At 52.5% G+C, this 20,744-nt stretch carries 20 protein-coding genes; 4 read left to right on the top strand and 16 right to left on the bottom strand.

Annotated elements, in window-relative coordinates; translation table 11 throughout:
- The first annotated feature begins 15 nt into the window (after positions 1-15).
- Entirely contained in the window at positions 16-2,844 is a 2,829-nt protein-coding gene (gene uvrA / locus K355_RS0103815; RefSeq protein WP_022730784.1) for an excinuclease ABC subunit UvrA, read from the top strand.
- Positions 2,845-2,886: 42 nt separating this feature from the next.
- Here uvrA and K355_RS0103810 read toward each other — a convergent pair whose 3' ends face one another.
- Positions 2,887-3,861 (bottom strand): hypothetical protein, encoded by a 975-nt coding sequence (locus tag K355_RS0103810; RefSeq protein WP_022730783.1) that lies wholly within the window; start codon positions 3,859-3,861, stop codon positions 2,887-2,889.
- 197 nt (positions 3,862-4,058) lie between these two features.
- Between K355_RS0103810 and trmFO the strand changes: the two genes are divergently transcribed.
- Positions 4,059-5,405: a methylenetetrahydrofolate--tRNA-(uracil(54)-C(5))-methyltransferase (FADH(2)-oxidizing) TrmFO gene (gene trmFO / locus K355_RS0103805; protein ID WP_022730782.1), complete on the top strand. Its 1,347-nt coding sequence runs from the start codon at positions 4,059-4,061 to the stop codon at positions 5,403-5,405.
- A gap of 60 nt (positions 5,406-5,465) precedes the next feature.
- Here the strand turns inward: trmFO and K355_RS0103800 are convergent, their stop codons facing one another.
- The 3 genes from K355_RS0103800 to K355_RS0103790 form a co-directional block, all read right to left on the bottom strand.
- On the bottom strand, positions 5,466-6,038 hold the full coding sequence (locus K355_RS0103800) for a hypothetical protein (protein WP_022730781.1): 573 nt from the start codon (positions 6,036-6,038) through the stop codon (positions 5,466-5,468).
- A gap of 147 nt (positions 6,039-6,185) precedes the next feature.
- Complete coding sequence (locus tag K355_RS23050) at positions 6,186-7,031, bottom strand: phytoene/squalene synthase family protein (protein ID WP_022730780.1); 846 nt, start codon at positions 7,029-7,031, stop codon at positions 6,186-6,188.
- Positions 7,032-7,036: 5 nt separating this feature from the next.
- Positions 7,037-8,209: a mechanosensitive ion channel family protein gene (locus K355_RS0103790; RefSeq protein ID WP_022730779.1), complete on the bottom strand. Its 1,173-nt coding sequence runs from the start codon at positions 8,207-8,209 to the stop codon at positions 7,037-7,039.
- A gap of 110 nt (positions 8,210-8,319) precedes the next feature.
- Here K355_RS0103790 and K355_RS0103785 point away from each other — a divergent pair, with 110 nt between their 5' ends.
- Entirely contained in the window at positions 8,320-9,678 is a 1,359-nt protein-coding gene (locus K355_RS0103785; protein ID WP_022730778.1) for an NAD(P)-binding protein, read from the top strand.
- Here K355_RS0103785 and K355_RS0103780 read toward each other — a convergent pair.
- The 6 genes from K355_RS0103780 to yajC all read right to left on the bottom strand — a co-directional run bounded on the left by K355_RS0103780 (position 9,675) and on the right by yajC (position 14,199).
- Positions 9,675-10,055, bottom strand: coding sequence for an Mth938-like domain-containing protein (locus K355_RS0103780; protein ID WP_022730777.1), 381 nt, complete (start codon positions 10,053-10,055; stop codon positions 9,675-9,677). The genes K355_RS0103785 and K355_RS0103780 overlap by 4 nt on opposite strands.
- A 51-nt stretch (positions 10,056-10,106) precedes the next feature.
- The gene (locus K355_RS24825) at positions 10,107-10,766 is read right to left on the bottom strand and encodes a DMT family transporter (protein ID WP_245562900.1); all 660 of its coding nucleotides are present in this window, start codon (positions 10,764-10,766) and stop codon (positions 10,107-10,109) included.
- On the bottom strand, positions 10,759-11,016 hold the full coding sequence (locus K355_RS26020; RefSeq protein ID WP_245562899.1) for a hypothetical protein: 258 nt from the start codon (positions 11,014-11,016) through the stop codon (positions 10,759-10,761). Before K355_RS26020 ends, K355_RS24825 begins: the two co-directional genes overlap by 8 nt.
- A gap of 136 nt (positions 11,017-11,152) precedes the next feature.
- Positions 11,153-12,082, bottom strand: a complete 930-nt coding sequence (gene secF, locus K355_RS0103770) for a protein translocase subunit SecF (protein WP_022730776.1) — start codon at positions 12,080-12,082, stop codon at positions 11,153-11,155.
- 19 nt (positions 12,083-12,101) lie between these two features.
- Entirely contained in the window at positions 12,102-13,676 is a 1,575-nt protein-coding gene (secD, locus tag K355_RS0103765; protein WP_028791291.1) for a protein translocase subunit SecD, read from the bottom strand.
- A gap of 142 nt (positions 13,677-13,818) precedes the next feature.
- Positions 13,819-14,199: a preprotein translocase subunit YajC gene (gene yajC, locus K355_RS0103760; protein WP_022730774.1), complete on the bottom strand. Its 381-nt coding sequence runs from the start codon at positions 14,197-14,199 to the stop codon at positions 13,819-13,821.
- Positions 14,200-14,434: 235 nt separating this feature from the next.
- Here yajC and K355_RS0103755 point away from each other — a divergent pair, with 235 nt between their 5' ends.
- Complete coding sequence (locus tag K355_RS0103755) at positions 14,435-15,298, top strand: ATP-binding protein (protein ID WP_022730773.1); 864 nt, start codon at positions 14,435-14,437, stop codon at positions 15,296-15,298.
- Between the two features lie 57 nt (positions 15,299-15,355).
- On the opposite strand, the gene K355_RS0103750 is transcribed toward K355_RS0103755, so the two are convergent.
- From K355_RS0103750 to tatB, 6 genes are all read right to left on the bottom strand, one after another.
- Positions 15,356-16,411: a M23 family metallopeptidase gene (locus tag K355_RS0103750; RefSeq protein ID WP_022730772.1), complete on the bottom strand. Its 1,056-nt coding sequence runs from the start codon at positions 16,409-16,411 to the stop codon at positions 15,356-15,358.
- 97 nt (positions 16,412-16,508) lie between these two features.
- Positions 16,509-17,162 carry a protein-L-isoaspartate(D-aspartate) O-methyltransferase gene (locus K355_RS0103745; protein WP_022730771.1) on the bottom strand — a complete coding sequence of 218 codons (654 nt, stop codon included), beginning with the start codon at positions 17,160-17,162 and terminating at the stop codon, positions 16,509-16,511.
- Complete coding sequence (surE, locus tag K355_RS0103740) at positions 17,159-17,926, bottom strand: 5'/3'-nucleotidase SurE (RefSeq protein ID WP_022730770.1); 768 nt, start codon at positions 17,924-17,926, stop codon at positions 17,159-17,161. Before surE ends, K355_RS0103745 begins: the two co-directional genes overlap by 4 nt.
- Positions 17,927-17,937: 11 nt before the next feature.
- Positions 17,938-19,215: a serine--tRNA ligase gene (gene serS / locus K355_RS0103735; RefSeq protein ID WP_022730769.1), complete on the bottom strand. Its 1,278-nt coding sequence runs from the start codon at positions 19,213-19,215 to the stop codon at positions 17,938-17,940.
- A gap of 100 nt (positions 19,216-19,315) precedes the next feature.
- Entirely contained in the window at positions 19,316-20,311 is a 996-nt protein-coding gene (tatC, locus tag K355_RS23040) for a twin-arginine translocase subunit TatC (protein WP_425425735.1), read from the bottom strand.
- A 2-nt stretch (positions 20,312-20,313) separates the two neighbouring features.
- Positions 20,314-20,727: a Sec-independent protein translocase protein TatB gene (tatB, locus tag K355_RS0103725; RefSeq protein ID WP_022730767.1), complete on the bottom strand. Its 414-nt coding sequence runs from the start codon at positions 20,725-20,727 to the stop codon at positions 20,314-20,316.
- Positions 20,728-20,744 lie beyond the last annotated feature (17 nt).

The following is a 20,744-nucleotide window of genomic DNA, read 5'->3' as shown; positions in this document are numbered from 1 at the left end:
AACAAAAGGCCCGACATGCTGACGAAAATTTCGGTTCGCGGTGCGAAAGAACACAATCTGCAGAACATTGACGTTGAACTGCCCCGTGACGCCTTGGTTGTGATTACCGGCCTGTCAGGATCGGGGAAAAGTTCACTGGCATTCGATACAATCTATGCCGAAGGCCAGCGTCGCTATGTCGAAAGCCTGTCGGCCTATGCGCGGCAGTTTCTTGAATTGATGCAAAAGCCCGATGTCGAATACATCGACGGCCTGTCACCGGCGATTTCGATTGAGCAGAAAACAACGTCGCGCAATCCACGTTCGACCGTTGGTACTGTCACCGAGATTTATGACTATATGCGTCTTCTCTGGGCGCGCGTTGGCATCCCCTATTCACCGGCCACCGGATTGCCGATTGTCAGTCAGACCGTATCTCAAATGGTCGACCGTGTAATGGAGATGGAAGAAGGCACGCGCCTGTATCTGCTGGCCCCCATCGTGCGTGGCCGCAAGGGTGAATACAAAAAGGAACTGCGTGATTTACGGTCGCGCGGTTTCCAGCGCGTCAAGATCGATGGCGAAATGTATGACATCGACGATGCCCCTGACCTCAACAAGAAACTCAAACACGATATTTCTGTTGTCGTTGACCGCCTGATCGTCAAGGACAGCATCGGAACGCGCCTTGCGGATAGTTTTGAAACCGCCCTTGAACTGACCGACGGCATTGTTTTGGCCGAAGATGCCAAAACCGGCGAGACTACCGTATTTTCCGCCAAGTTCGCCTGCCCGGTTTCTGGCTTTACGATTGAAGAAATTGAACCACGTCTGTTCTCGTTTAATAACCCGTTTGGCGCCTGCCCGGCCTGTGATGGCCTTGGCACCCAGATGGAATTCGATCCGATGCTGGTGGTGCCCGATGAAAGCAAAACGCTTGATGATGGCGCGGTTGCCCCTTGGGCCAGCTCAACATCGAAATATTATCTGCAAACCCTGAAATCTGTCGCCAAGCATTTTGGTTTTAAAACCAACGTTGCGTGGGAAAAGCTGCCCAAAACCGCACAGGACACCATCCTGTTTGGCTCTGGCGACGAAGACGTCACCGTGACCTATGACGATGGATCTCGCAGTTATAAGGTTTCACGTCCGTTTGAAGGCGTTATTCCCAACATGTCGCGTCGTTGGCGCGAAACCGACAGCCAGTGGGCCCGTGACGAACTTTCCAAATACCAGATGGTGTCAAACTGCCCAACCTGTAACGGTCAGCGCCTCAAACCCGAAGCCTTGGCCGTTAAGGTCGATGGGGCTGAAATATCGCGTATTACCGACCTTTCAATCGCCAAGGCGGCCGATTGGTTCCTGGCCCTTGAAGACAAACTCAACCCCAAGGAAACCGAAATTGCGCGTCGAATATTGCGCGAAATCAATGATCGCCTGCGTTTCCTGCGTGATGTTGGTCTGGATTATCTGTCGATGTCGCGGACATCGGGTACCCTTTCGGGCGGTGAAAGCCAGCGTATCCGACTGGCATCGCAAATTGGTTCTGGCTTGACCGGAGTTCTTTACGTCCTTGATGAACCTTCTATTGGGTTGCATCAACGAGACAATGACCGGTTGCTTGAGACGCTTAAACGCCTGCGGGACCTTGGCAATACGGTTCTGGTCGTCGAACATGACGAAGACGCCATTCGTGCCGCGGACTATGTCGTCGACATGGGTCCGGGCGCGGGTATTCACGGCGGACGCATCGTTGCCGAAGGTACGCCTGAGCAAATTCAACAGAACCCCAACAGCCTGACGGGCAAATACCTTGTCGGAACCGAACAGATTGCCGTGCCAAAGGAACGCCGCCAAGGCAATGGCAAATCGATTGCGATCAAAGGCGCCACAGCCAACAATCTGCAAGGTGTTGATGCTGAATTCCCACTGGGCAAATTCATCTGTGTTACCGGTGTTTCAGGTGGTGGCAAATCAAGCCTTGTGATCGAAACGCTCTATAAGGCGCTGGCCAAGCGGATGCATAATGCCCGCAACCATCCCGGCGCCCATGACAGCATCACCGGTGTTGAGCATATCGATAAAATCATCGATATCGACCAAAGCCCGATTGGCCGAACCCCCCGATCCAACCCGGTGACCTACACCGGGGCCTTCACGCCAATCCGTGAATGGTTTGCCCAACTGCCAGAGGCCAAAACGCGCGGGTATAAGCCGGGACGTTTTTCGTTTAACGTCAAGGGCGGTCGCTGTGAAGCCTGTCAGGGCGATGGTGTTATCAAGATTGAAATGCACTTCCTGCCCGACGTTTATGTCGAATGTGACCAGTGCAAAGGTAAACGATATAATCGTGAAACGCTCGATATATCGTTTAAAGGCAAATCGATATCTGACGTTCTTGATATGACCGTTGAAGAAGGTGCGGATTTCTTTAAGGCTGTTCCATCGATCCGCGACAAGATGGAAACCTTAAAACAGGTCGGTCTTTCCTATATCCATCTCGGTCAACAGGCGACCACCCTGTCGGGTGGCGAAGCACAGCGCGTCAAGCTAGCCAAAGAGCTGTCAAAACGTGCGACGGGTCGTACGATTTACATCCTTGATGAACCCACCACCGGGCTTCATTTCCATGACATTCGCAAGCTGCTTGAAGTGCTCCATACCATTGTCGATCAAGGCAACACAGTTGTTGTGATTGAACACAACCTTGATGTCATCAAGACGGCCGACTGGATCATTGATATTGGGCCTGAGGGTGGTGATGGCGGCGGGAAGCTTGTCGGATGCGGGACGCCCGAAGACATCATGGCCAATAAGAAAAGCTATACCGGACATTACCTTAAGCGTCATCTGGGGCTTAAGTAGAACCAAAACGGGGCAGAATATCACTGCCCCGTTTTTCTGTGATCAGTCGGTACGGGCGACCCGGTCTTCAACACGCTTGACCAATGCGGTGCTGAGCCGCTCGCTAAATCCTGACAGGAATGCAAACACCAAGACAATCGAGATTTGCTGCCCGGCTGCCGCTGAGTTGCCAATCTGGTCCAAGTCATCAAGATTGTGCAATTGATCAAGCGGGATCGGCAATATCCCTGCCCGTAGTGCCAACAAAACCAGAAGTGCAAAGCAGAACCCCATGCAGGGCCGGAACAGAAAATTAAAGAACACCGAGGCTGGTTCCATCTCGTTCCATTTCACATCCTTGCCAAGCCGCATCATCATGCTGGTCAGGGCCCCAATCGCGCCAAAACTGCCAACAAAGAACAACAGGTCATAACTAAAGCCAAATATCTTGCCGGAACTGCCGCTGATCAGGGTATCGACCTGAACAAACAACAAAACGGCGAACACAAGAAAAATCGGCGACAGCGCCAATGCGATGGCGGCAATCCGAAGACTGCGATAAAAAGCCGCTTCGACCGGATTAGGTTGCGATTTCGGTACGGGGTGACGGCTATCACCCTGCAGATCATGCAAGTACCCCTGCACAAACCCTTCCCGTCCCTGATTAAGGGCCAGCAACATGATCATGGCATCCGACAGTTTTCGTTCTTCTGGAATGTCGGAAAACGCGTCATTTGCGCGCCACCAACGCAAGAATGACCGCATCACCAGCGACGCGCGCCATCCCTGACGGGTGGTGATGATATATTCAATCATGGCGTCGATATCTGCTGTTGCAAACACGCCATCGCCGGAACTGGCAAAGGGAAATCCGATATGATGGCCGATGACCAATGGCTTGGGGCTGGCATCAGATGACATGCCCTTATCTGGGACGTCCGGACAGTCGAGGTCACGACGCCAACGGCGACTGGGCACCAGACCGATGACCGGACAATGGGTCGGTTCATATCCATAGGGATGATGCGGGTAGCTCATATGTCTGCCATTTTCGCCTGTTTCGGGATAGAACGGCTCTGTCCTGAATGACGCGCCTGATGTGGCATTGTGAAAAATTCATATCCACATGCATGAAACCGGCACCACAGTTACGCAATTGACTTGAAATCTGCCCCTTTGCACCGCTATGTGTGTGCCAGGTTTTAAAACACATTCTTCGCGAGGAGTTCGCACACGTGAGTACGGTCAAACCTGTTCATATTATTGGTGCCGGTCTGGCCGGTAGTGAAGCCGCCTGGCAACTGGCCGAGGCTGGCCTGCCCGTCACCCTTCATGAAATGCGCCCGGTGCGACCAACCGATGCCCACCATACGGACAAATGCGCCGAACTGGTCTGTTCGAACTCGTTCCGCTCCGATGACAAGGAATACAATGCGGTTGGCCTGATCCATGATGAAATGCGCCGTGCCGGTTCCATCATCATGCGCTGTGCCGACGAACACAAGGTTCCCGCCGGTGGTGCGCTTGCCGTTGACCGTGAGGGGTTTTCTGCCGCAGTGACGGTCGCACTGGAAAATCATCCTCTGATCACGATGGAACGTGGCGAGATTGATGGCCTACCGCCCGTGGAATGGGAACACACCATCATTGCTACCGGCCCGCTGACCTCTGGCCCACTCGCAGAAGCCATTCGGACCGAAACCGGCGAAGAAAGCCTCGCCTTCTTTGATGCGATTGCGCCGATTGTCTATAAAGAAAGCATTGATTTCGACAAGGCATGGTTCCAGTCGCGCTATGACAAGGGCGACGGCAAGGATTACATCAACTGCCCGATGAATGAGGCCGAATATAACACCTTCATCGATGCCCTGATCGAAGGTGATAAAACCGAATTCAAGGACTGGGAAAAAGATACGCCCTATTTTGATGGCTGCCTTCCGATAGAGGTTATGGCTGAACGTGGCCGCGAAACCCTGCGTCATGGCCCGATGAAGCCGGTTGGCCTGACCAACCCGCATGATCCGACCAATAAGCCCCGCGCCATTGTTCAACTGCGTCAGGATAATGCCCTTGGTACGCTTTACAATATGGTCGGTTTCCAAACCAAACTAAAATACGGGGCACAGGCCGATGTCCTGCGCACCATTCCGGGGCTGGAAAAGGCTGAATTTGCCCGCCTTGGCGGCATTCACCGCAACACGTTCCTGAATTCACCGCGTCTTCTGGACGGCAACCTGCGCCTTAAATCACGTCCTGATGTGCGCTTTGCCGGTCAAATCACCGGCTGCGAAGGCTACGTTGAAAGTGCGGCTGTCGGGTTGATGGTTGGTCGGTTCACTGCCGCAGAAAAAAGCGGAAAAACACTTCCCACCCCGCCGCTTGCAACCGCAATGGGTGCATTGCTCAACCACATCACAGGCGGTGCGGATGAAAGTACGTTCCAACCCATGAATGTCAATTTCGGCCTATTCCCTGACCTTGAGTTGACCAAGCGCGTGAAGGGACGTGATCGTAAGAAGCTTTATTCAGATCGCGCAATCCCGCTGTTTGACGCATGGTTATCGGAAATCGCCGCTGCCTGATAAAACGACAAAAGCCGCTTCATCCGAAGCGGCTTTTTGGTTGGGCAGGAGAAACGTTGATCAATAGCCCTTTTTTTCCTGACGCAGGAGCTTTCCGGTAACATCGCGGATCGGCTCCCCATTGCGGAACCGCTTGAAGATCAATTCCATATTGCCTTCATCATCGAGCTTGCGTTCATAGACCTGCATCTCGTACCCACCGTCATCGGTGATATAAAGCGCATGGATCGTCAATGTACGATCAACAATCCGTGCCCAAAAGAACGGTTCCCCCTTAAGCGGATCATTGGGAACCCGTTTACCAAACAAACCGGACCGCATGGCACTTCCGTAGATGTCTGGTCGATCCGTGCCATAGAATTCGATGTTCAGTGAAGCGGTCTTTTCGCGACCGTCGGATTTGTGAATTACTGTGGTCCAATCGACGATAAAACCGCGGTCTGCTTTGACGATTTTGACATCAAGATCACGGGCCTGCAATTCCCCTTCGGCGTGTTCAATGGTTTCACCATGATACTCACCCAAAAACGGCTCAATGCTTGCTGCCTGCGCCGAAATTGGCAAAAAAAGCCAGCTCAGCATGAACAAACTAACAAACCACTGATATCTTTTGCCGATGTTCTTATGTGCCATTCGGGTCCTCGCCTAATAGGATCAAGCCGCCTTTGCGCCCTGTTATCAAAGCGTTTTAACGCTAGCACGGCCAGATCAGAACTGCCTTATTCTTTTGCTTAATTTAGATGACATTTTCGCAATATCCAGCAACACCGCGAAATTAATTCAGTATCGCTTGAACATCCCGTTCAATGTCAGGCGCAAACTTGCCGGACGGGCAAGCCCGAACTCCGCAGAAAATGGATCATACCCGGCCTTTACCAACTTGCGAAGATACCCATCGGCCAGCACAACCGGCAGTCCTACGGCCAGGGCACTTTTGGGCAACGCTTTGCGGGCAGAACGGGCATCCTTGATCCGTTGACGTGCAAGCTCAGCCAGCGCACGGACAAAGGTTTTAACCTCATCTTTTTTGCGGAACTCAAAAATATCACCTTGGGCAACGTTATGGAGTTCCATCTGATCTTTGGGCAGATACAAGCGCTTTGCACGACCGTGAAAAACAATTGCGCGCATGATACCGACAAGACCATATGCATTTCCGGCCAGCCGGGCGGCATATTCAGCATCCTCACCCTTAGCGCCCAGCAAACGGGCGGCAAGCACAGAAAGATGACCCGATGTCTGATCGATATAGCGATCAAGCTCGACCTGATTTTCCGGCTGACGATCTTCAAGATCAAATTCGCGTGCTGTCACCAGTGCGCCAAGGTCCTCAACAAACAGATCACCAGATTTGACCAGCTCTGCCAGTGGCTCGATCACCTCATGCTTGCGCACAGTGCCTTCTGCCAGATCAGACAGGGCATCATGCCACCATTGCACACGAATGTGCCCCAGCATCACTTCACTGACCATTTCGCGGGTTTTCGACACTTCCTGATTAAACGCATACAGCGTGAAAAGGTCGTCACGCTTGTCGGGACTTGCGAAAAGCGCACATAGAAAGCGATCCCGGTCGTGGCGACGAACATAGTCCGCGCAGTAAGGCAATTTCGGCGTATCTGTCATCGTCTTCATCCGATCTTACGCGTTTCGCGCTGATCGTCGCTGCTGCTTAAAGGATTTTCTGGCATGGTTTCGACATACAGCGACTGCGACGGGAATGCAAATCCTGCCCCCGCTTCTTCGACAATCCGCTTGAATGCAATGATATGACGGTTGCGAATTTCACGCCACGTCACCCAATCGGTCGTGGTGGTGAAATAGTACAGATCAATATTTATCGAACTTGCCCCAAAATCAGACAAATGCACCATCTGTGCGACTGCGGTTTGTGCAACGTCTTCATCATTTTTCAGAAAATCACGTAACTGATCAACAATGGCTTCCATCTGCTTTGCAGTGGTCCGGTACTCTAGGCCAATCGACATTTTGATACGGCGATGCGTCATGCGCGACCAGTTAATCACCGGTGAGTCGACGATTTGCGCATTTGGCATGGTGACAAGTGCCTTGGCAAAGGTCCGGACCTTTGTGGCACGTAGACCGACGACTTCGATGGTGCCTTCAAAATGCGGCGTTTCGACCCAGTCCCCCCGTTTGTAAAGGTTATCGGCGAAAATCGTCAGGCCACCGAAAACGTTGGCAACAGAATCCTTTGCCGCCAATGCAACAGCCATCCCCGCAAGGCCAAGACCACCGAGGAACGCCGAAACATCAATGCCCCACCCTTCGAGCAAAATGACAATCCCGATTACGGCAATCAGGGTTTTAATACCACGGATAAAGAACTGCCTTAAATCATCGCCCAACCCCGCACCGAACCGGCCAATCAGGCGGTTAAACGACAGTCCAAGCGGCTCGACCGCGCGAAACATCGCCCAGAACACGCTAAAGCCTGCTGCAAGGCTGGTGGCATCAAACAGCACCGTTTCGATGTTCAGAGAAAGATCAAGCAGCTCAATGGCAAAATAAATGCCGACAATCATCACGAGGGCCTGGAGCGGCAACGCAAAAGCATCAAGTACATTCGCAACCGTGCTTTGCTTGTTCTGATGCGCCAATCGGCGCATGCCCCCCAGAATAGCGGCGGCCAAAACCCGTTTGAGGATGAAAAACACAATCAGGACAACAAACGCACCAATCCATCTTCCGATGTCACCGCCACCAATCATATCGACCCAGTTATTCAGTTGGCCAATGACTTCGGTATTCAGGCTGTCGAGTTCTGTCGAAATTTCATCCATGACTTCTAAAGCGTTCTACTGTTAATGTTTATTGACGATAGGCCTTGCGCGCAAAAGCAGCGACCTGCACCTAGAAGGCCTTTGTATAACAATTAAAATGGCACAGGCATATGGCATCATTGACATCTGGCCGACTACACGTGATTGGCGGCGGCTTAGCCGGTTCCGCCCTTGCAACATTGATGGCAGAAGATGGTGTCGACGTTACCCTTTACGACCAGGCCGAACCGTTTGAAAGCCGCTGGACGCGTGGCATGCAGACATCTCCTGAAAGCCACAAGGTTTCTGAACCGGAAATATTTTACGATCCCGAAGGGCTCGTCGCCGATTTTTTTGCCCGCTTCCCTGAAATTCCGCGAAAACTTGTCAGACCGGCACATGGTGTCCTTGGCCTGAAACGCGGTCGACGCAAACCAGCTATCGTTACCCTTGACGAGGGCCTGGCACATGCCTTGGTCAACCGGCGGAGCGGCCCACTGCTGCGTGCTATCACGGCTTTTGGTCTTTGGCAAAAACGTTACGCCAGTGAAGACAGTCGCGTTGAATTACCCAAAGGCATGGGCCATACGGGCATAGATCCCGACGATGACCGCCAAAATCCGGGCACTTACCACCGGGACGGTTTGGCGGTTTTGGCCGAAGTTCTGTTTTCAATGCCGGCACACCGGTGTTCGAACGCCCTGCTTGGTCGGGTTATGTTGCCACGGGTAAAATCTCTGTTTTCCAAAAATCATGAACCGGTTTTTTCAGCCATTGACCCGATCATCCTAAATGATATTGCGCTACCAACCCTGCGCGACCGGTTTGTCCGTGCGGGTGGTAGTGTCGCGGCGTGGGCGCCACTAGGCGATATCGACAGTACATCGGAATACGCAACGGATTTGCTGTTTGGCGAAGATACTCAGATCGTTCTCAAACCTGATGATGCGGTCGTGCTTGCGCTTCATCCAAAGCAACTATGTGACACGGTTCCCGACATCGGCTTTGCCCCGGCCCCGGCCCGTCGCCAGACAATGGCATTTGAAATGCGTCGGCCATTTGCCGAACCACGTTGCCTGTTTACGTCTGACGATCTTGTTCGGGCGATTTACTGCAACCGTCGCCATATTCAGGTCAGCCTAGGCAGCAATGTTCATCTGCCATCCGATGGCACGGCGGATCAATTTGCCCACCGTATTTGGCAACGGTGCATCTGGCTTTGTGACCAGTATTTGAACCTCGACCTTAGTGCGCGGTCGGAAAACACCAATAATCGGGGCTGCCCTAAGTTCAGTTTTGTGGACGCGGAAGCCCCGTTTCCCGAACTCACACCCGGTTTGGCGGCTTTGCGCTTTCGGCTGCAGCCCCCTTGGAAGAACCTGTTTCTATGTGGGGATTCGTTTCCCGCAGAATACGCGCCCGGCCCCGCCGCCGTTTTTGCCAGCATCAAACAAGTCCGCCGTCAACTACAAACATTTTTCGCAGTTTAAATGGCGATAATTGCCGCAGCAACCCGACGTCCTTCAGACAGAAGAACATTATAGGTCCGGCACGCAGCACCGGTATCCATTGGTTCAATGACGATGCCATGTTCTTTAAGAGCACTGCGCCATTCCATTGGAACGCGGGTTAAGCGGTTCCCCATGCCCAGCAGAAGGATTTCGACAGTATCGGCAGCATCAATAACGCGGGCAAACGAGTCGACCGTAATGTCATCAACCGATGTCACATTCCACGAATAAACCGCTTCAGGAAACATCAGGATTGATCCGGCAACAGAATCTTCGCCAAAACGAAACAGACCGTCACCATAACTGGTAACCATTTTACTGCCTTCGGCGACCATCGGATTTAGTTCAGTAGCCATACCGGCCCTCTTTTCGTCGTTCGCTAAATTTTCTCTGGATTTAGGTACATATCAGCGCGGGGCAACCGGTTGCGCCGTAACTTTTCCGCGCCACAGAATGAACAATCCCGATAGAACGACGATACCACATCCGATCATCATCATCATGTCGGGTTCTTCCCCAAACAGGGTCATCCCCAAAGCGATACCAAACAAAAGCCGCGTATATCTAAACGGCGTAACTGCGGACACATCGCCGCTGCGCATCGCCTTCATTAAGGCGCTATAGGCAAATGCCCCCATGAGCACAGCGCCCAGGAAGAAGAAAACACTTTTCCCATCAAACCAGGTGAACGCTTTCCCATCCCAAATCGAAAACAACACACCGGCCAGAATGATGGCAACGAATCCATAAAACCCCAAAAGCGATGTGCTGAGTGATACTGGCGCAGCACGGCTTGCCAGATCCCGTCCGGCAAAACCGATTGTTCCAATCACCGCCAGTAACGACAAAGCCGAAAAGCTGTCGGTGGTCGGGCGCAGAATAATTAAAACACCGACCAAACCAATCAGGATTGCGCCCCATCTCCGCCAGCGGACCTTTTCGCCAAACAGGATAGCCGCACCAAGAACAACGATAATAGGTGTCGCCTGAAGAATCGCTGTGGTCGAGGAAAGCGGGGTCAGTGCCAATGCGAGCACGTAAAACAACCGGCCAATAACTTCAAACACGACCCGTATCCCCGGCGCGGGACAGAACGTCAGGGTTCAGCAGACTTTTCTTCTGGATCCGCGCGATAACCGCAAACAGAAGTGTTCCGCCAAGACCAAAGACAATAAGAACCTGCCCAACCGGATGCGTTTCCGAGACCGCTTTAACAAACGCATCTTCAAAGGAAAACGCCACCATGGCCGCCATCATCCAAAGGCTACCGATCAAATTGGCGCGGTGAACGTTGCGCGCATCTGCGTGGGGCGTCATGTGCAGCAGCCTGTTTTTGAAGGATTTTTGCCGAGCTTTAGAAAACACTCGTTAGGAACGAACCAAAAGAAAGGCCGGGTTTGTTGTCGCACAAACCCGGCCTTTCTGTAAACGTCTATCAATCAACTGTGGTTGATCAGGCGTTGGCTTCCTGCCCTTCTTCGCCTTCTGGAATTTTACGCTTAAGGCGCAAAACAACCAGCAACGGCGACGCGACGCAAATCGATGAATATGTGCCGACAACGATGCCAAAGATCAGCGCCATCGTGAAGCCACGGATCGCTTCCCCGCCAAATGCAAACAACGCAATCAAGGCCAACAATGTGGTAAATGACGTCATTGTCGTACGCGACAGGGTCGAATTGATCGACAGATCCAAAAGATCCGTGAGTTCCATTTTGCGGAACTTGCGCAGATATTCACGAATGCGGTCAAACACAACAACCGTATCGTTAATCGAATACCCGGCAACTGTCAAAATGGCGGCCAAGGTCGCAAGATCAAACTGAACACCGGTAATGACAAAGAAGCCAATCGTGATCAGAACGTCGTGCAAAAGTGCGATGACGGATGCCACTGCAAACTGCCATTCGAACCGGAACCAGATATAGACCATGATCAGCAAAAGAGAGATCACGACCGAATAAATACCGGCTTCCTTAAGCTCGTCACCGACCTTCGGGCCGACAAGTTCGCTTCGGCGAATGGTGACACTGTCGCCAAGGGCCTCAGTCACCTGAGCCAAGGCGGTCATCTGGGCTTTCTCGTCCCCGTCCTGACGCTGCAACTGAATCAGGACGTCATCGGGTTCGCCGAATTCCTGAATAGACACATCACCAAGACCAAGACTGCCAAGATTATCACGCAATGCGCCGATATTTGCCGGGCCGTCCGTTTTGATTTCCACAAGAATACCGCCGCGGAAATCAATGCCGAAGTTAAGCCCCTTGGTGAAGAACAGGCCAACAGAGGCCAGCACCATCACCAAGGACACGATGTAAAAGATCTTCCGGAATTTGAGGAACGGGACGTTCACGTCATCCGGGATAAGATGCAAAGGTTTCATATCTTCCCTGTTCCCTTCCTCAAAGTACCAGCTCGTTCGGACGACGACGCTTGATCCAGACTGCAATCAGTAGTCGGGTCAGCCAAATCGCCGAGAACATGGATGTGATGATGCCAATTGCCAGCGTCACGGCAAAGCCCTTGATCGGGCCAGAGCCGAAGCTAAACAACACCAGTGCCGCAATCAGCGTGGTGATATTGGCATCCAAAATGGTCGACATCGCGCTGCGATACCCGGCATCAATCGCATTAATGATCGTCCGCCCGTTACGCCGTTCTTCACGGATACGCTCAAAGATCAGCACATTGGCGTCAACCGCCATACCAACCGTCAAGACGATCCCCGCAATCCCGGGCAACGTCAACGTCGCCTGAAGCACAGACATCACCGCCAGCACAAGGATCAGGTTCATCATAAGCGCGATATCGGCATAAATGCCAAACCGGCCATAGCTGATGACCATAAACGCGATAACAAACACCAGACCGAGAACTGCGGCGATTTCACCTGCCTCAACCGAATCCTGACCAAGCCCCGGGCCAACCGAGCGTTCTTCAAGGATTTGCATCGGTGCAGGCAATGCACCCGCGCGCAGCAGCAGTGCCAGGTCATTTGCTTCCTGCACACTGAACTGACCGGTAATGATGCCGCTGCCACCAAGGATCGGTTCATTGATCCGCGGCGCTGAAATCACTTCGCCATCAAGAACAATCGCAAGGCTCCGTCCGGCACTTTTGCTGGTGACGTCACCAAACCGTGCGCCGCCGGCCGCATCAAAGCGGAACGAAACCACAGGACGACCTTCGTTAAAGGTTGGCTGGGAATCAACAAGGTTGTCACCCGACACAACAATACGGCGATCAATCAGATATTCCCGAATGCCTGCGGCCTTGTCCCCTTCGTCCGCAGACGGAAGGATCATGGTCCCGGGCGGCAAGCCGCTGGACCGCGCATCAGCAGCCGTTTTCTGGCCATTGACCAGATGGAAGTTCATCTTTGCCGTACGACCAAGGATCGCACGCAAACGCGATGGGTCATCAAGGCCGGGAACCTGCACCACGATGCGGTTTGTGCCCTGACGCTGAATGGATGGCTCAGTTGTGCCAAGTTCATCGACACGGCGGCGCACCACCTCAACCGACTGGCTAAGCGCCCGATCGATCAATTCCTTCATCGCAACATCGTTATAGGAAACAATGATATTGTTCCCCTCGCCGCTCATGACGGTATTGGGTTCGATATTACGCACCAGCTCGCGGGCCTTCTCGGCATCCTCGGCTTTGAGAACGGTAACTTCCGCACCCTGCAAAGTCGCTTCGCGCGGACGGTTACGGATCTGTGCCTGACGCAATTCTGATCGAATAGAATCTGCCAATGCATCATAGCGTTCACGCACAACGCTGTCGGTATCAACCTCCAGCAACATGTGTGACCCGCCGCGCAGATCGAGGCCAAGATTGACCTGTTTGCTCGGCAGAAGGCTCGATTCTGTCGGAAGAACGTCCTTAGGCAAGAAGTTCGGTGCGGCGTAAACCACACCCAAAGCACACACCAAAAGAACCAGTGCTGCTTTCCATTTTGTAAAATAAAGCATGTGTTCTTTGACCGGATTTGTCTGGATCAACCTTGGTCTGGTTCCAAGGTCCTTGGAACAACGGGTATTTTGTACCGCTCAGGCCACCGGTAAAATGCAAGAAGGCGGAGCCAGATGCTCCGCCTTGCTTTGCTCGAAGAGATTAGTCTTTTTTGGTCTCTTCTTCGTCTTTTTCTTCTTTTTCTTCTTTGGCGTCGCCCTTGGCCGGTTCAGTTTTCGACAGAACCGTCGAAACCATGCCGCGTGCGACTTTGACTTTTACACCATCGGCAATCTCAACCGACAGCTCGTCGTCACCAATAACTTTTGCAACGGAGCCAATAAGACCACCTGCGGTAACGATTTTATCGCCACGGCGGATCGCCCCGAGCATTGCTTTATGTTCTTTCTGCTTTTTCTGCTGCGGACGAATAAGCAGGAAATAGAAAACAACAAAAATAAGGATCAGCGGTGCAAATTGCATAAGTGCGCCGGCACCATCAGAACCACCTGCGGTCTGCGCAAAAGCAGTCGAAATAAACATTAGTAACTCCTAATCCCTCAGGACAAAATATATCAACTGCCGGAATATAACGGTGTCAAACGTCAAAGCAAGGAAGAACCGGATTTTTCCGGGTTAAATCACCATTTATGTGGCCTTGTTCACCAGCTTTCTCGCCTTTCTGGCGTCAACATCCTATTCCTTTACGCCACGGGTATGCTAGCTTTCGCGCCATAAACCACCGTCACCAAGAACAAGAAACATCCAAGAGGCCTCAATGACCACAGATTTCGACAAATTATTGCCAACCCTTGAACGAATTGCGTCCGCACTTGAACGCATGGCCCCACCTGCACGCACGCAAAACGACTTAAGTGCCGCAGATGCCTTCGTCTGGCAGGCCGAAAACAGCTATCTTCAGCCGGTTCGCAACGTTAACCGCATTGATATCGATCTGTTGCAAGGCATCGGCCAACAAAAAGAGATTCTTTATAATAACACCAAACGCTTTACCGATGGCCTGCCCGCCAACAATGCCCTTTTGTGGGGCGCACGTGGAACCGGTAAAAGCTCCATCGTCAAAGCCATGCATGCCAAGATCAACGCTGAAACGCCTGCGGCACTGGCACTGGTGGAAATTCACCGCGAAGACATCCCCAGCCTGCCCGACTTGCTGCATATCCTTCAGGAAAGTGGCCGAAAAACCGTGCTGTTCTGTGACGACCTGTCGTTTGACTTACATGATGAAAGCTATAAGTCGCTCAAGGCAGTACTCGAAGGCGGTGTTGAAGGGCGGCCAAAAAACGTCATTTTTTACGCGACATCAAACCGTCGCCATTTGATGGCCCGCGACATGATCGAAAATGAACGATCAACCGCAATCAACCCGTCAGAAGCCGTCGAAGAAAAGGTCTCCCTGTCCGACCGGTTTGGTCTGTGGCTTGGCTTCCACAATATTTCCCAGGATATCTATTTCGAAATCATCGAAGGATACGCCAAGGAATTCAACCTCGACATTCCCACCGAAGAACTCCATGCCCGCGCAAAGGAATGGACCGTCACGCGCGGCAGCCGGTCGGGTCGTGTCGCATGGCAGTTCATTCAGGAAATTGCAGGCGAACTTGGAAAATCAATCGACTGATTTCAAACACTTATCAAATCATCATACAAAAACATCCGGTTTCGCACCGGGTGTTTTTTATCGTGATACCATAACGCTTGGTAAAAATTTCATCGGGTCCGATGATTTCCGTCCTCGCCGTATTTCAAAGTGTAATTGCGGGAAGGTCACTGCCCCGGTTGACCCGACACTTGAAATGTGTTGGCCACGAGTCACAACATCACCACGTGCCACCATGGGGTTTTCCGTATGGGCATAGGCCGTCACATAGTTATCGGCGTGCTTGATCAGGATCAGGTTACCAAACCCGCGCAACTCATTACCTACATAGGTCACAACACCGTTTTCCGCTGCTGTAATTGGTGTCCCGCGGTTGGCTTGAATATTGATGCCGTCGTTAAACAAGCCGCCATTGCCCGCACCGTATTTCAAAACAACCTTGCCCTGAACCGGCCAGATGAAGCCTTTTCGGCCTGTTGGTTCGGCCAGAACAACATCTTTGCGAACATTACTGCCCTGCCCGGCTTCGGGAGTCGACTGGCGATCTGATTGCCAACTGCGCGTTGTGGCGAATTCCTGTTCGGCGGCTGCGGCATAGTCCCGTGGCTTGATGCCGGGTGTGGGAATACTTCCACCCCCTGTTGGCGCAACACGTGCAACAACGGTTTCTGGCCGTGAAGGCGTACTTGAAGGCGGCGTACTTTTGGTCGGAACATTAACCACCTGCCGCTTACCACCAATGGTTACCGTTTTTGTTGGCGCACTGGGTGTGGACGACGCAACAGCGGTCGGCGGCATGCTGTTATAGTCCGATTGCCACGGCGGCAACACCAGTCGTTGTCCCGGGTAAATCACATAAGGTTCGCGCAAATCATTGCGGGATGTAAATCGACGAAAGTCCGTGCTGTAACGTGCCGCGATCTGTGAAACCGTATCACCGGGTTCAACGGTAACAACGCGTTCGCCGTTTTTGAGTTCCGGCATGCTATACGGGCTATAGCTTGCGCCATCGCCATACACGACCGGCACCGGAACAGAGTTCAGCAAACAGCCGCTCAGGGCCGCAGTTGTCATACAGACAAGCAGCAGACTTTTCCCGCGTTGGACAGCCTGTGTGACACAATTTTCCATCATGGGACCTAGTGTCCATGATCAGCGGTTAACAATCAGTAAGCACCGACCGCATTTGGAAAATTTTACTGTAAATTCGGGGTGCGTTTTGACAGAAAGCCTAGAATTCTTCCGTACCCGGCAACATCGGCACAAAACGGACCGGCATCAGTTCAGTAACCTCAACCCCGCTTGGCGTCCTTAACACACGCAACAGCAACTGCGTATGCGACACCTCGCCGACCGGAACGACCATAATCCCGCCAACCGCAAGCTGATCAACCAGAACCGGCGGCACATCCTGTGCTGCCGCGGTCACAATGATCCGGTCAAACGGCGCTTGTGCTTTCCAGCCAAGCCCGCCATCGCCATGCAAAGTCGAAATCGTATGCAGGCCAAGCTCACGGAATTTTTCCTCCGCCTCGCGCAAAAGCGGTTTGTGCCGTTCGAGGGTATAAACCCGGCGTGCAAGTTTGGCCAAAATCGCCGCCTGATACCCAGACCCTGTACCGACCTCAAGAACCTTCATACGATCATTAAGCTCAAGTGCCTGCGTCATGAGTGCGACGATATAGGGCTGGGAAATGGTTTGCCCCTTACTGATGGGCAAGGCGACATTTTCCCACGCACGCTCAACAAAGGGGTCCGCAACAAATGTCTCGCGCGGGACATCGGCCAATGCCTGCAAGACAGTCTCGTCATGAATGCCATCATGACGAAGCGCCTCTAGCAGATTGGCTATTTCTGTTTCACGGGTAATGACCGGCTCGTTCACGGAAATGCTTTCGTCAATTTTTCGTGCGTTTCGTAGTGGGTAAAATCAAGACTAATCGGTGTTACCGAGATATCGCCTTGTTCGATCACCCGCAAGTCTGCATTTGGATCTTCGGGAAGTTCCGACAGGATTGCACCAATCCAGTAATAAGGCTCCCCGCGCGGATCATGACGTTCGGCAATGTGATCACCGATTTTACGCTGTCCCTGCTTGGAAATCCGCACACGCGCGCCGCCGTCCGCCTCGTGCTCGGGGAAGTTCACATTGATCAAAACACCCTTTGGCCAGGTTGTCTCCACCAATGTTTTTGTCACGTCATAAAGGTATTTTTCGGCAACCGTCCAATTGATCATGTCACCGGAAAAATACTGCGAAAACGCAATTGCGGGCACATTAAGAAGCGTTGCCTCCATCGCAGCAGCAACCGTCCCGGAATAGGTCACATCCTCGCCAAGGTTTCCACCCCGGTTAATGCCCGACAGAATAATGTCCGGCGGTGTATCGCGCATGATCTGCTGCAGCCCCAAAAGGATGCAGTCCGTTGGGGTGCCATCAACCGCGTAGTGGCGTTCATCACGCTTATGAATGCGAAGCGGGCGGCGCAGGGTCAATGAATGCCCTGCACCACTTTGTTCCGTCGATGGTGCAATAACCCACACATCATCGGAAAATTCACGCGCCAAGCGTTCAAGCAGCTTGATCCCCGGCGCGTCAATGCCGTCATCATTGCTGATCAGGATACGTGCGCTTGATAGATCAATCATACCGTAATGCCTTAACCGCGCGGTGAGATAACCTCAAGTCCGCCCATATAGGGTTTCAGCGCATCCGGAACACGGATAGAGCCATCTGCCTGCTGATAGTTTTCCATAACCGCGATCAGGCAGCGGCCAACAGCAAGTCCCGACCCGTTCAGGGTATGAACGAAATTGGTCTTTTTGTCGCCAGCCGCACGATACCGCGCATTCATGCGACGCGCCTGGAAATCTCGGGTGTTCGAGCAAGACGAAATCTCGCGGTATTTACCCTGCCCTGGCAACCAGACTTCAATGTCATAGGTCTTGCAGGCCGAGAACCCGATATCACCCGTGCACAGGATAACCGTACGATACGGCAGACCAAGACGTTCAAGAACCGTCTCGGCACAACGTGTTTTACGGGTAAGTTCCTCGTCGGACTTTTCCGCTTCAACCACCGACACCATTTCCACTTTGGAAAACTGGTGTTGGCGGATCATGCCCCGGGTATCGCGCCCGGCCGAACCGGCTTCTGACCGGAAACACTGCGTCAATGCGGTAAAGCGCAACGGAAGTTTTGCCTGCTCTATGATGTCGCCGGCTACCTGATTGGTCAGGGTGACCTCAGACGTCGGGATCAGCCAGTAATCATTGGTGGTCTTAAACGAATCCTCGGAAAACTTCGGCAATTGCCCCGTGCCAAACATGGCGTCATCACGTACCAGCATCGGGGTGATGGTTTCTTCATACCCATGCTCAGTGGTGTGCAAATCAATCATGAACTGCGACAACGCACGTTCAAGTTTGGCCAACCCGCCGCGCAGGATGACAAACCGCGAACCCGACAGCTTGGCTGCGGTTTCAAAGTCCATCATGCCAAGCTTTTCGCCGATTTCGAAATGTTCGATTGGCGTGAAATCGAACGTCGCAGGTTCCCCCCAACGGTTGACCTCGACATTATCGTCCTCGTCGTCACCGACCGGCACTTCAGGGTCAAGAATGTTGGCAAACGATGATAGCAGAAGATCAAGCTGCTCGTTCAGGCTGGCCTGACCGTCTTCCGCATCCTTGATCTTGTCCTTGAGCGTGCCCATTTCGGCCATCAACTCGTCAGCATCTTCGCCATTTTTACGAAGCTTGCCGATTTCACCGGAAATCGTTTTGCGGCGTGCCAGCATTTCCTGATGTTCTGTCATCAGTTTGCGACGCTCAACGTCGATATCCATCAGACGTTTCGCAGTAATTTCCTGCTTGCGTACGGCCATCGCCGCGTCGAAAGCCTCGGGGTTGTCCCGAATCCATTTAATGTCGTGCATCGAACAGCACCCTGTCAGTCAATTATTTGTGGCTTTATACGATGGGGTGGACACAAGGTCCACCCCATCAAATCAGACGTTTGAAGGCCGATGATTTCAATTAACGTGCGTTATTGAAATCGTCTTCCCCGTCATCATCGCGAGACGGTCCCGACAAGCGCGGAGAACCATCATCAGATGAGGATGAACGGGTCAGAGATGTCTGGCCATCATCATAGGATGCACCTGCCGCAGCAGCCCCTTGTTGATCAACCGTATCATCGGTTTTGGCAACAGAACTACCGCCAGAAGGATCATCTTCCGGATCATCACCATCGTCTTCGTCTTCTGCCTCGGATTCCGCAGCACGCTTGGCGCGCTTGCGTTCAGAAATCCGGGCCATGATGATGGAAATCTCATAGAGAATAATGATTGGAATCCCCAACCCAACCTGCGAAATCAGGTCGGGCGGCGTCAGAACAGCGGCAAAAACAAAGGCAATAACAACAGCATATCGGCGTTTCTTCGCCAAGCTATCGGCCGTCACGATCCCTGCGCGTGCCATCAGCGTAAGCAAAACCGGCAACTGGAAACAAAGACCGAACGCAAAGATAAGCTTCATCACCAAAGACAGATATTCATCGACTTTGGCTTCAAGCTGAATTGCAAGGTTGGATGCGTCGCCGACCTGCTCAAAACTCAGGAAAAACTTCCACGCCAGCGGCATGATGAAGTAATAAACCAAAGCCCCGCCTGCCAAAAACAGAACAGGTGTCGCAAACAGGAACGGCATGAAGGCCGATCGTTCGTTTTTATACAGACCCGGTGCAACAAATGCCCAGAACTGCGACAAAAACACCGGGGTTGAAACGAAACAAGCGGCAAAGAACGATACTTTGACATAGGTGAAGAATACTTCGGTCAAAGCCGTATAGATCATGCGCCGATCCGGCCCCATGATTTCTGCCAGCGGTCGCACGAGGAAACCATAGATATCCTCGACGAAATAATAGCAGATCCCAAAGGTCAGAAACAGCGCCAAGACAGCCCATGTCAGGCGATTTCTTAGCTCTATCAGATGCTCCATAATCGGCATCTGCTCGTCATGCGATTGCATGTTCACGCCTGGCTCTCCGGGTGGTCTTTCTTTTTGCTATTAGCAGCTGACGATTTGGTATCTGACGACTTGCTTTCGGTAGCAGCCGGTTTTTCGTCCGAGCCACCACTGTCCGTCGGCTTTGCATCAGATGCCTTCGCATCTTTTGCTTTGCCGTCGGCTTTGGGTGCGCCAATCGTCTTTTCCATAAAATCGGTCGGGTTGGTACTGGTACTGCTCACCTGCTTGCGCAGATCATCAAGTTCCGCTTCGCGGATGATGTCATCAATACCACTTTGGAATTCGCGCGCCATTCCGCGCACTTTTTTCCAGTACCCCGCCAACTTATACAGAAGATGCGGAAGCTCCTTGGGGCCGACGACAAATAATGCCACGACGGCCACAAGAGCCAATTCGGTCCAGCCGATATCAAACATATGACACGCCTATCTGA

The organism is Thalassospira lucentensis MCCC 1A00383 = DSM 14000 (assembly GCF_000421265.1).
Classification (GTDB): Bacteria; Pseudomonadota; Alphaproteobacteria; order Rhodospirillales; family Thalassospiraceae; genus Thalassospira; species Thalassospira lucentensis.
The sequence above is the reverse complement of the archived record's forward strand: the minus strand, read 5'-3'. Positions and strand labels throughout refer to the sequence as shown.